Here is an 11,748-nt window from a genome sequence, read left to right as displayed (position 1 = left end):
TCAAACTTTCTTTTCGCCTTGAATTCTGTGTTTTGAAGCACTTAATTCAACCTGACTCAGTAACCGCTTGCGCTGTCCGCCATGTCAGTGGATGCGCATTATAGGCATCACACGTTTTTGCGCAAGGCCTTTTTTAATAAAAAAGGATCGCTTGGCGATCTTTTCACCAAAAGCGATCCTTTTTCGTATTTTAAGCGACTTTATGACGGTTTATTGTACTTCTTTAGCGTTCTGGCGGAACTGTTCAAGGAAAGTCACCACATTTGAATCGTCCCAATCGACGTACGAACGAACATAAGCCACCAGCTCACCTTGTTCATTTAAGATAAATGTTGCAGGTATCGTATCAAGCGGGAAGACATCACGTAGTTGTTGTTGCGGATCGAAATACGAATTAAACCGGCCTAATCCAAGAGACTCTAAAAATGGTTGCACAATAGTCACAGCTTCAGCATCAATAGAAATAGGCAGTAGAGCAAAATGTTGTGCATTTAGAGTTTGATTTAATCGATCGAGTGCAGGAAGTTCTCTAACACAAGGTGGACACCAAGTAGCCCAAAGATTCACAACAACCACTTTACCCTTATATTGTTCAAAGTTAACCGACTGACCAACAAGATCAGTAAAATCGACTAGCGCAATTGGGAATGGTTGCGGCAATATGTTTATGCGATCGAGTGTTGATTCAGTGGTTTGCTTGGCCGCTGCTTGCATGCCTGGGTATGCATTTACCGAACCTGCTGTCCCCATAAGAATGAGACAAGTGAAAATAAACGCAAACCACTGTTTCAAAGTTAATACTCCAATCGGTTACTTAGTTGTCTTACTACGATTTAATAACGCATCTAACTCAGCTTGTTGCTCTGTTGACAAGGTTGTCGATTCAGATGCCTGTATACGTTGCTTACGCACAAAGATAAAACCAATAAAGAGACCTAAAACAAGTAACCCAAATGGACCAAGCCATAGAATATAAGTTTTCGAATCTAACTTTGGATTGTATAAGACAAAATCGCCGTAGCGGCTGGTCATAAATTCAATAATCTCTGAATCTGACTTACCATTATCGACCATCGTATACACTTCAAGACGTAAATCTTGCGCAACTGGAGAGTTTGAATCGACTAAGTTTTGATTTTGACATTGCGGACACCGTAATTGATGCGCTAGTGACAATGCTCTTTGTTGATTATCTACCGATTGAAATTCATAAGTATCAACAGGTGTGGCCATTACCGTCAGAGTAAAAAGTAAACTCGTACAAGCCACCATCATTTTAAATATGAATTTCATTACGATGCTCCATCGACTTTAGCTTCAGCTTGTAATTGCTGGATCATTGGATACAAGGTTTGTGTCCATACTGTTTGATCTATAGGACCGGCATAGCGATAACGAATAATACCGTTGTGGTCGACTATAAAAGTTTCCGGTGCTCCATAAACTCCAAGATCAAGACCTAAGCGACCATCTTTGTCAAAGATGTTAACTGTGTATGGATCACCTTGAGTAGTTAACTCCTTAACAGCTAATGCTCTCTCGTCACGATAGTTGATACCATATATAGGTAACAAGTTACGTTTAGACAGCATCATCAAATAAGGATGCTCATACTTACATGCTGGACACCAAGTTGCCCAAAAGTTCAACATAGACACTTTTGCTGGAAGATCTTTCTCAGTTAACACTTCACTAGGCACTTCTAAGCGCTCAAGTTGGAAAGCCGGAACTGGCTTTCCTTCTAATGCAGAATCAAGCACCTTAGGATTGAGAAATAATCCTTTGTATAAAAACACGCCCATACCCAAAAATATAACCAAAGGTATAAACAGTACAAACTTCTTCATAATGTCTCCGAGTATATTAAGCAGTCGCTAATTTTGCTTTTACTGCTTCATCTGTCGCAGCTTGCTTTACACGATAACGCTTATCGGATGCTGCCAGGAAGCCACCAATCATCATAAAGATTGATCCAAACCACAACCAACGTACAAACGGTTTGTAATTAAGACGCACCGCAAACTCGGTTAAACTAATGGGATCACCCATAGTGACATATAAATCGCGGAATAATCCCCAATCAATACCCGCTTCAGTCATATCCATAGTCCGTACATTGTATTGACGACGGTCAGGTTTGAGTAAAGTGATAAATTCATCATCTTTGTAAATCTCAATCTGACCTTGTTGAGCGGTATAGTTAGGACCGACAACATTTTTAGTTTCTAAATACTTAAATGTGTAACCTGCTAGTTCTTGGCTGATACCTGGGCCCATACGGACGCTTTTTTCAATCGAATAGTTAGAGACAATAGTAGCCCCCATTACCGACACAGCAATACCAAAGTGAGCGAAGAGCATTCCCAATTGACTACGGCCAATTCGATTAAGACTAATACCACCTTCTTTATCGCTCACCATATTATAAGCAGCGCGAAAAGTGGATAGCATGATCCATGCTGTAGCAGCCACACCACACATCACCCAAGCATTAAATTGGCCACCAGCAATAAATGGAGCAGCGACACCGGTAACTAATGCAATAATAGCTGGAATAAGTAACTGTTTTTTAATTTCGCCTGCTTTAGATTTCTTCCAGCGAATAATTGGACCAATACCCATAAAGCCAAATAGCACTAATACGATAGGTACAAATACAGCATTAAAATATGGAGGTCCGACGGAAATCTTGCCCATGCCTAATGCATCTATCAATAAAGGATAAAGCGTACCCAGCAACACAGTACCTGCAGCAACAGTGAGTAACACATTACAGATTAGCAACATGGTTTCTTTCGATTTAAGCTCAAATCGTGCTGGACTGCTCATTTCACTGGCTCGGAAAGCAAACAGAGTTAACGAACCACCAATGGCAATACCTAACAACAGCAAGATAAACAAACCACGACTTGGATCTGCTGCAAATGAATGCACTGACGTAAGCACACCAGAACGTACAATAAAGGTGCCGAGTAAACTTAATGAGAAGGCAAAGATAGACAGCAATACAGTCCAGTTACGGAATGCCCCACGCTTTTCCGTCACAATTAATGAGTGCACTAAAGCAGTACCGACTAACCAAGGCATAAATGATGCATTTTCAACTGGGTCCCAGAACCACCAGCCGCCCCAACCTAATTCGTAGTAAGCCCACCAAGAACCAAGTGAAATACCGCCAGTTAGAAATATCCATGCCGCTAATGTCCATGGACGACTCCAGCGTGCCCAAGCAGAATCAAGTCTGCCACTCATGAGAGCTGCAATAGCAAAGGCAAAACAGACTGAAAAACCCACATACCCTAGATACAACATTGGTGGGTGGAAGATTAAGCCAACATCTTGCAACATTGGATTTAAATCTCGCCCTTCTAGAGGAATAGGAAATATCCGTTCAAATGGACTTGATGTAAGGATCATAAATAAACTGAAGCCAACAACAATCATCGCTAAAACAGATAACACCCTTGCGGTAAAGACTTCTTCTAAGCCCTTACTAAATAGTGCTACTGATGCAGTCCATACAGACAACGCGAATACCCAGAATAATAATGAACCTTCATGACCACCCCATACCGCCGCAATTTTAAAGAATATTGGTAGTTGAGAATTAGAGTGATGGGCGACATAAGCCACAGAGAAATCATCAACAGCAAAGCTGTACCCTAGTGCTATAACGGAGAGACTGATGAAAAAAAACATTCCGTATGTCAGTGGCCAGGCATAGCGAACAAGATACTGGTCTTTACGTGCGGAACCATATAACGGCACGCTAGCTAGCAGTAAGGCAAAAGCCAAACCGAGAATTAGCGAGAAATGTCCAAGTTCTGGAATCATGGGTATTCCTTAGTCTAAAAAAATTAGCGGATCTGAAACAAACAAATCACGACAGTACTAATTAATGCGATGAAACTAATATACGCACATTAGCTTAAACGAATTTTAACGCATTTTAGAACTTGCTATGACATATGTCTGCCATTTTCGTACAAAATTGGGTCACCAGTCTCATTATGAACACCGATTCAACCAAAACGAATTTTTTTGGCAACTTGTCTGACAGTATTACTGATATAAAGTTTCGCTATTAGTTAGTCAAACCATTCAATCTGTGAACCAGTACGCAACTATCAGGATTTGGATTCATATCTTCCTTATATTACTATTCAATTAATAATCTTTACGTATAATCGAAGTTCCAAGCACTGCGGTAAATGCCGCTTTCTCTGTTAACCTAAAAGTGAATATTGACATAATGACCACATTTTGGATTTTTATTGCGCTTGTCGTACTCATCGGCCTAATCATGATTTGGGTTCCACACTTTCGCCAAACAAAACTGTTACAAGCCGAAGAGTCTGGCGTTCGTAGACAAACTAACCTTGAACTTTTTGCTGAGCGGTTAACAATTCTTGAAAAAGAATTACATGACGAGCTTTTGGATCAAGTCGAATTCGAAGCATTAAAGAAAGAATTAGAGATAAATCTACTTCAGGACATGCAACAAAAAGGTGATGACTCCCTTGATGTAGAAATTAAATCAAAAAACGCATTATGGCCTGCTTTTATGACCTTGTGCTTATTGGCTGTTTCCGGTTACCTATATCAACACTTAGGTGCTTATAACGAATTAGCCAATCCTCCTCAAGCAAGCAATCCTCATCAAGGCATGGATCCGGCGCAAATAATGTCGCAACGGGTACAAATGATGGAAGCAAAAGTGCAGGCACAGCCAGACGATAGCCAAGCTTGGTTTAGCCTTGGTCATGCTTACATATCTGCCAACCAATATGATAAAGCCATTGGCGCATTTGATAAGGTAATGGAACTCGTCGGCACGCAAGCTGAACTCCTTGGGCCTAAAGCGACTGCGCTATACTATAAAGCAAATCAGCAGATGTCGCCGGCGATTCAAGCTGTGATTGATCAATCTTTAGCGTTAGACCCACAAGACCCCTCTACACTACTTCTTGTTGGCATGGATGCATTCTTTACCGCTGACTACAACAAAGCTATCAATGCTTGGCAGATGATCTTAGACAGCGATCGTGATGATGTTGATAGAACAGCATTAATGAATGCAATTGAATCTGCAAACATGCGCCTTAATGAAGGTTCGGCAATGCCTAATGGTGATTCAACTCAAAAGCCAGTAGTTACGAGCAATGCGAAGACAGTCGCAATTGAAGTTTCTATTGCTCCAGAATTAGCAGACAAAGTGGCCGATAGCGATACTGTGTTTATTTTCGCACGAGCAACGCAAGGTCCAAAAGTACCGTTAGCTGCAACTAAAATCAGTGCTAGCAGTTTACCTGCAACAATCACATTAGATGATAGTACTTCAATGGGTGGCGATGTCACACTGAGCTCAGTACAAGAAGTCGAAATAATTGCGGTACTGTCAAAAAATGGCAGCGTGAAACCGCAACCTGGAGACCTAAAGGGTACCATTAAAGCCATTAAAGTGGGTGATAATGCTGCACTAACTCTGGATACCTTAGTGCAATAGTATTGTGTAATATTAGTGATGTTCTCAGTTAGCATCACTGAAATTAACCCATAAAAAAACCGGCTATAAAAGCCGGTTTTTTGATTTAGTTGAAAACTACTTAGACATAAACTGAATTGCGTTTTTGTAATCTTCATCGGTACAGTCAGTACACATACCACCTGGTGGCATTGCGTTTAAACCAGACTTAACCGAACCAACTAAGGCATCTAAACCTTTTGCTAGACGTGGTTCCCATGCCGCAGCATCATGAACTTTAGGCGCTCCGGCCACACCCATGCTGTGACATACTTGACACGCTTTATTGTAAATAGCTTCACCTTCTTGAGCAAATACATTTGCAGACAAAGTTAAGGCAGCTACTGCAGTCATTGCTAACAATTTTTTCATATTCATCGTTCCTAATTGCAAATATACAAAGCTTAACGCTGCCCTTTGATTTAGAAGGCAGACTCATTTTTAGCAACGATAGATTACTACAATTAGCAAAAAAACTCATCTTTTTGTGATAACAATCTCAGCTTAGCCTCTAAATCGAGACAATCTGTGTAGTTCAGGTAATATATTAGTAATCGATGAAAAAGTTCAAACTAAATTCATAATTTTGGAACCATATCAAATTGCTAGCACTTAATCAGTGACAAAGCTAAACCGATAAAAGTGTTTGTGTTAATATCTTTTCGAATTCATCCTCAAGTAAAATAAGAGGGATAAGTGACCATATCAAACCAATCACAAGTGCTATTAAGTGCCAACGAATTAACCTGTATTAGGGAAGAGCGCATTCTATTTGATGGACTGAGTTTTAATATCAATGCAGGGGATATTGTCCAGGTTGAAGGTCCTAATGGTGCCGGTAAAACCAGTCTTTTGCGTATTATTGCTGGTTTGTCACGTCCCTATGCCGGTGAAGTTGAATATAATGGTGAAAACATCAATCGCTGTAGAGACGAATTTAATCACGACTTACTCTATCTCGGGCATTTAGCGGGTGTGAAAAGCGAGCTAACAGCAGAAGAAAATCTTAACTTCAATTTAAGAATTAGTGGCTATGATAATTTCGATACCACTGAAATTTTGGCGAAAGTCAATTTAACCGGTTTTGAAGAAGCACTAGCAGGTCATTTATCTGCGGGACAACATCGACGTACTGCATTAGCCAGATTACAACACAGTAATTGTAAAATATGGATCCTCGACGAACCTTTTACCGCAATTGATAAAAAAGGTGTAGAAGAATTAGAGCAACTTTTTATTCAACATGCTGAATCGGGTGGATGTGTAATATTAACCACACATCAGGATATGAGCATTATTAGTGATGCCATACTACGTAAAATCACTCTCGACTATCGCTTTGTATAAGGTATTTGAATGAAACGAGGAATCAGTTACACCACAGCATTCATGACGCTTTTGCAACGTGATTTAAGAATTGCCATTAGACATCGAGGTGATATTTTTAACCCGCTGTTATTCTTTATTTTAGTGGTCACTCTTTTTCCTCTAGGAATTGGACCAGAACCTCAAGTGTTGACTAGAGTAGCACCTGGTATTATCTGGGTAGCAGCCTTACTTGCATCTATGCTGTCATTAGAACGTTTATTTAAAGCAGATTACAACGATGGCAGCTTAGAACAAATGCTACTGAGCCCACAACCGTTAGCATTAATGGTTCTGGCCAAAGTTCTAGCACATTGGATACTTACTGGTGTGCCATTAATTCTAGTCGCACCATTACTCGCTGTACTGTTGCATTTAGAAGACAATAGTTACGGTGCATTGATGTCGACTTTAGCATTAGGTACACCGATATTGTCGTTACTTGGTGCGATAGGTGTTGCACTGACTGTAGGACTTCGAAAAGGAGGAGTCCTGCTAAGTTTACTTATTCTACCTTTATATATACCTGTACTTATTTTTGCCACTAGTGCGATTGATGCTGCAGGACTGAATATGGCTTATGATGGTCAACTTGCGATTCTTGCCGCAATGTTGGTCGGTTCTTTAATCTTGGCACCTTTCGCAATTGGCGCCTCTTTACGTGTGAGCACAAACTAATGTGGAAATGGTTACATTCTTACGCAGACCCTGAACGGGCATATAAACTGTCAGGCACTTTGTTGCCTTGGTTTAGTATTCTAGCAATATTACTCGTTGGAACAGGCAGTATTTGGGGTTTATTATTTGCCCCGACAGATTACCAACAAGGTGACAGTTACCGAATCATCTTTATCCATGTACCTGCTGCATCGATGTCAATGGCTGCATATATGGGTATGGCAGTAGCTTCATTTATTGGCTTAGTTTGGCAAATAAAATCGGCAGACTGGGCCGCGGCAGCTATCGCACCTATTGGTGCAGTCATTACCTTTATTGCCTTACTAACAGGTGCTGCATGGGGTAAACCTATGTGGGGAACTTGGTGGGTATGGGATGCACGCTTAACCTCTGAACTGGTATTACTGTTTCTCTACCTTGGGGTTATATCACTGTATGCATCATTTGAAGATAAAGTCCTCGCGGCTAGAGCTTCTGGAATTCTGGCGATTGTCGGCGTAATTAATATACCCATTATTAAATATTCCGTTGATTGGTGGAGTAGTTTACATCAGCCATCAACCATTAGAATCACAGAAGAATCGACGATGTCGACCGATATGTTATACCCACTGTTAATTAATATTTTCGGGTTTGGGATGATGATTGGAGCGATAACCTTGATCCGCTATAGAACAGAGATCCTTGCTCGCAATGGCATGCGCCCTTGGGTGAGAGACTTAGCAACCGCAGAGGAGGCAAAATAATGCAATTTGATTCATTTAAAGATTTTCTTGATATGGGCGGTTACGCATTTTATGTTTGGCTATCCTATGGTGTAACGTTCGGCTGTCTAGCCACATTAATAACCCTGAGTATCAGACAAAAACGTAAAGTCCTGATCGAAATTGCTAAAAAGATAACGCGTGAACAACGCCTGAAAGAAACAAGAGGTAATAACCGTGAATCCAAGACGTAAAAAGAGATTAACCCTTGCCGTTGCATTGATTGCGGGCGTTGCTGCTGTTGCATCATTACTATTGTACGCACTAAATTCAAATTTGAATTTATTCTATACACCGTATGAAATTACTCACGGTAAAAACGATACGGGTGTAAAGCCAGAGCTTGGACAACGTATCCGAATCGGTGGCATGGTAACAATGGGATCGATGAAACGCGATCCAGACAGCTTACACGTTGAATTTGCTGTACATGATTCAGCGGGTGGGACTGTATCCGTTACATACGACGATTTATTACCAGACTTATTTAGAGAAGGTCAAGGTATCGTTGCCCAGGGTGTACTGGTTGAGTCAGGAAAACTAGAGGCCACTGAAGTACTCGCTAAGCATGATGAAAATTACATGCCACCTGAAGTTGCTGAAGCTATGGGTCAAACGCATGAAAAACCGACCTATAATCAAAAAGCTCTTGAAGATAAATAAAGTCTATTTGTAATAAAAAGCCTCTTCGGAGGCTTTTTTTATGAATAAAATTTCAATTGTTATCGACAGATAATTGCTATTATTATAGCTACTCATTACGGAGAGAATAGTTTGAACATAGGTTTATAACCTATTGTCGGTTTTACATTAAGATTTTCAGCAAGGATAAAAAACAATGGTGTGACGGTGCAAAAAACCATTATATCCATTTAAGGTAAAATACTGGCTTAACTGAAAATGTTGTGTCTCTATTAAAAGTCTGATTATTTTCGACGTACTGAACAATGCCAGTCAAAGTAAGTCATACCTATAATGAAAGCCTATCGAATTATGAACAACTCTGGTTTCAATAAAACCCTTCTTTTTATTGTGTTTCCAGTTTTGATTCAATGATTTTGAACCACAGCACAACGGCTTTAACCTATAGACTAATCCATATTTTCTATTTTTGGCATCAGCTCAATAATGCCAAATAACCTCAATTCAGGTTAATAAGTGAGATAGGTAAGGCAAAATGACAATATTCGGCCTATTTCATATCAAACTTGTCATTTTTTTAACTAGGCGCAGAGGTGCGGCATTACTAGCCTATTGCAAATAATGCAATACAGTTGGCAATACAAAGGAGAATTTGATGACCATTTATGATTCCAAGCTGATGCCAAATAGATAATAGTTAGTTATGGTAAGACCTATGTGGCATGTCTACACGCCACGGTTAACAATAATGGCATCATATAACCTAGTCATTGAGTATAACTTCAAAGTACGTTAATCAAGTCGAATACGCAGCCTTAACGTGATGTTAAGTAACAGATCCAGCATTGCATTCCCGCCGTCAGCCATATTCCTACATCAGTAAAATATTACACATACAGTAATTGATTCGACCAACTCTGTTGAAGGTTCGTCTGCAACTCAAAACCTGTGAGTATTAGCTTAAATGGAATAGCCATTGTTGCAACATAAGAACAACTTTAGCGTCTTGTACTTGGTATTATCGACTTAAGCTTAGGCATGGTTAACGTTGCTAATATGTCCTTAATACAAACACAATAATACGATTTTACTAAACAGAGCTGCACGACACATATCGGATCAGAGAATCAAGAAAATGAGTATTGGGTTCATCTCGTTGACCGAGCTGAGAGCGATTGTGAAAATAATCAGATAGAAGATTACGCATAAATAGTAGACATTTACCAAGTTGTACAATAAATGGATATGGATTGCAGCTAAAAAGATATGATGTTTGAAACAAAGTCGAAGTTAAAAAAAGATAAAAAAAAACCGAGCCTAGGCTCGGTTTTTCGGTGAGTAATTAATTACTCAGCAGCTTCAACTTCAACAGCTTCAGCAGCTTCAGGACGACCTACTAACTCGATGTAAGCCATTGGGGCTTTATCACCGGTACGTAGACCGCACTTAAGAATACGAGTGTAACCACCAGGACGTTCCTGGAAGCGTGGACCCAATTCAGTAAATAACTTACCTACAACTTCAGCGTCGCGGGTACGAGCGAAAGCTAAACGGCGATTTGCAACGCTGTCAACTTTAGCAAGTGTTATTAGAGGTTCAACAACGCGACGCAGTTCTTTCGCTTTAGCTACAGTTGTCTTGATAATCTCATGACGAACTATTGAACAAGCCATGTTACGGAACATAGCTTGGCGATGACTGCTGTTGCGGTTTAGTTGACGACCACTCTTACGATGGCGCATGACCTAATCCTTATAACCTAAATCTGTACTAACCTGAGACTTATAGGTCGTCAGCTAAACTAGCCGGAGGCCAGTTTTCTAGACGCATACCTAACGACAGTCCGCGAGACGCTAAAACATCCTTAATTTCAGTAAGAGATTTCTTACCTAAGTTAGGGGTCTTAAGCAACTCAACTTCAGTGCGTTGTACCAGATCTCCGATGTAATGAATCGCTTCGGCTTTTAAACAGTTAGCCGAACGTACAGTTAGCTCTAAATCGTCGACAGGACGCAGCAAAATCGGATCGAACTCCGGTTTCTCTTCTACAACAGCCTGCTCAGTAACATCACGTAGTTCAACAAACGCATCTAGCTGTTCAGCTAAAATTGTTGCAGAACGACGAATTGCTTCCTCAGGATCGATAGTACCGTTTGTGGTCATATCTATCACAAGTTTGTCTAAGTCAGTACGCTGTTCCACACGAGCGGCTTCAACATTATAAGCAATGCGAGCAACAGGTGAAAAAGAAGCATCAACCAGCAAACGACCGATTGGGCGATCATCGTCTTCAGTCTGTGCACGAGCCGAAGCTGGCACATAACCACGACCACGCTCAACGCGGATACGCATGCTGATATCATTGTTACCAGTCAAGTGACAGATAACATGATCAGGATTCACGATGGTAACATCACCATCATGTGTGATATCTGCTGCTGTAACAGGGCCTGTGCCGGACTTGCTTAATGTAAGCAAAGCCTCGTCTTTACCCTCGATGGTCACTGCTAATCCCTTAAGATTAAGCAATATCTCAAGGATATCTTCTTGTACGCCTTCCTTACTGCTGTATTCATGCAGTACGCCGTCAATTTCGACTTCAGTAACTGCACAGCCAGGCATAGACGACAATAGGATGCGACGCAACGCGTTACCTAAGGTATGGCCAAAACCACGTTCTAGTGGCTCTAGTGTAACTTTGGCGCGAGTTGAATTAACCTGCTCAATATCAACGAGACGCGGTTTAAGAAATTCTGTAACAGAACCCTGCATTGT

13 protein-coding genes are annotated in these 11,748 nt (G+C 40.7%); 6 read left to right on the top strand and 7 right to left on the bottom strand.

Annotation, left to right across the window (positions count from 1 at the left end):
- Positions 1–210 precede the first annotated feature (210 nt).
- Genes AAEY97_RS19490 through AAEY97_RS19475 form a run of 4 tightly spaced genes read right to left on the bottom strand, consistent with a single transcriptional unit; the run spans position 211 to position 3,834 of the window.
- A complete protein-coding gene (locus AAEY97_RS19490) occupies positions 211–750 on the bottom strand; it encodes a TlpA family protein disulfide reductase (RefSeq protein ID WP_351000913.1) in 540 nt (179 codons plus the stop codon).
- Positions 751–810: 60 nt separating this feature from the next.
- The gene (nrfF, locus tag AAEY97_RS19485; protein WP_350979697.1) at positions 811–1,293 is read right to left on the bottom strand and encodes a heme lyase NrfEFG subunit NrfF; all 483 of its coding nucleotides are present in this window, start codon (positions 1,291–1,293) and stop codon (positions 811–813) included.
- On the bottom strand, positions 1,293–1,847 hold the full coding sequence (locus AAEY97_RS19480) for a DsbE family thiol:disulfide interchange protein (RefSeq protein WP_011635673.1): 555 nt from the start codon (positions 1,845–1,847) through the stop codon (positions 1,293–1,295). The genes nrfF and AAEY97_RS19480 overlap by 1 nt, the downstream gene beginning before the upstream one ends.
- Positions 1,848–1,863: 16 nt before the next feature.
- Positions 1,864–3,834 (bottom strand): heme lyase CcmF/NrfE family subunit, encoded by a 1,971-nt coding sequence (locus AAEY97_RS19475; RefSeq protein WP_101084811.1) that lies wholly within the window; start codon positions 3,832–3,834, stop codon positions 1,864–1,866.
- Positions 3,835–4,252: 418 nt separating this feature from the next.
- Between AAEY97_RS19475 and ccmI the strand changes: the two genes are divergently transcribed.
- Entirely contained in the window at positions 4,253–5,506 is a 1,254-nt protein-coding gene (gene ccmI / locus AAEY97_RS19470; RefSeq protein ID WP_101084810.1) for a c-type cytochrome biogenesis protein CcmI, read from the top strand.
- Positions 5,507–5,602: 96 nt separating this feature from the next.
- On the opposite strand, the gene AAEY97_RS19465 is transcribed toward ccmI, so the two are convergent.
- On the bottom strand, positions 5,603–5,896 hold the full coding sequence (locus tag AAEY97_RS19465) for a c-type cytochrome (protein WP_101084809.1): 294 nt from the start codon (positions 5,894–5,896) through the stop codon (positions 5,603–5,605).
- 324 nt (positions 5,897–6,220) lie between these two features.
- Here AAEY97_RS19465 and ccmA point away from each other — a divergent pair, with 324 nt between their 5' ends.
- The 5 genes from ccmA to ccmE are packed head-to-tail and all read left to right on the top strand — an operon-like array spanning position 6,221 to position 8,994.
- Positions 6,221–6,871 carry a cytochrome c biogenesis heme-transporting ATPase CcmA gene (gene ccmA / locus AAEY97_RS19460; RefSeq protein WP_101084808.1) on the top strand — a complete coding sequence of 217 codons (651 nt, stop codon included), beginning with the start codon at positions 6,221–6,223 and terminating at the stop codon, positions 6,869–6,871.
- Positions 6,872–6,880: 9 nt separating this feature from the next.
- Positions 6,881–7,567, top strand: a complete 687-nt coding sequence (gene ccmB / locus AAEY97_RS19455; protein ID WP_011635668.1) for a heme exporter protein CcmB — start codon at positions 6,881–6,883, stop codon at positions 7,565–7,567.
- Entirely contained in the window at positions 7,567–8,313 is a 747-nt protein-coding gene (locus AAEY97_RS19450) for a heme ABC transporter permease (protein ID WP_351000910.1), read from the top strand. The genes ccmB and AAEY97_RS19450 overlap by 1 nt, the downstream gene beginning before the upstream one ends.
- The gene (ccmD, locus tag AAEY97_RS19445; protein ID WP_011635666.1) at positions 8,313–8,525 is read left to right on the top strand and encodes a heme exporter protein CcmD; all 213 of its coding nucleotides are present in this window, start codon (positions 8,313–8,315) and stop codon (positions 8,523–8,525) included. The genes AAEY97_RS19450 and ccmD overlap by 1 nt, the downstream gene beginning before the upstream one ends.
- Positions 8,509–8,994 (top strand): cytochrome c maturation protein CcmE, encoded by a 486-nt coding sequence (gene ccmE, locus AAEY97_RS19440; RefSeq protein WP_162022029.1) that lies wholly within the window; start codon positions 8,509–8,511, stop codon positions 8,992–8,994. Before ccmD ends, ccmE begins: the two co-directional genes overlap by 17 nt.
- A gap of 1,325 nt (positions 8,995–10,319) precedes the next feature.
- Here the strand turns inward: ccmE and rplQ are convergent.
- A complete protein-coding gene (rplQ, locus tag AAEY97_RS19435; protein ID WP_011635664.1) occupies positions 10,320–10,715 on the bottom strand; it encodes a 50S ribosomal protein L17 in 396 nt (131 codons plus the stop codon).
- 40 nt (positions 10,716–10,755) lie between these two features.
- On the bottom strand, positions 10,756–11,745 hold the full coding sequence (locus tag AAEY97_RS19430; RefSeq protein ID WP_011635663.1) for a DNA-directed RNA polymerase subunit alpha: 990 nt from the start codon (positions 11,743–11,745) through the stop codon (positions 10,756–10,758).
- Positions 11,746–11,748 lie beyond the last annotated feature (3 nt).

The organism is Shewanella sp. TB7-MNA-CIBAN-0143 (assembly GCF_040310065.1).
Taxonomy (GTDB): Bacteria; Pseudomonadota; Gammaproteobacteria; order Enterobacterales; family Shewanellaceae; genus Shewanella.
Note: the sequence above shows the minus strand (reverse complement) of the source record. Positions and strands in the feature narration are given on the sequence as shown.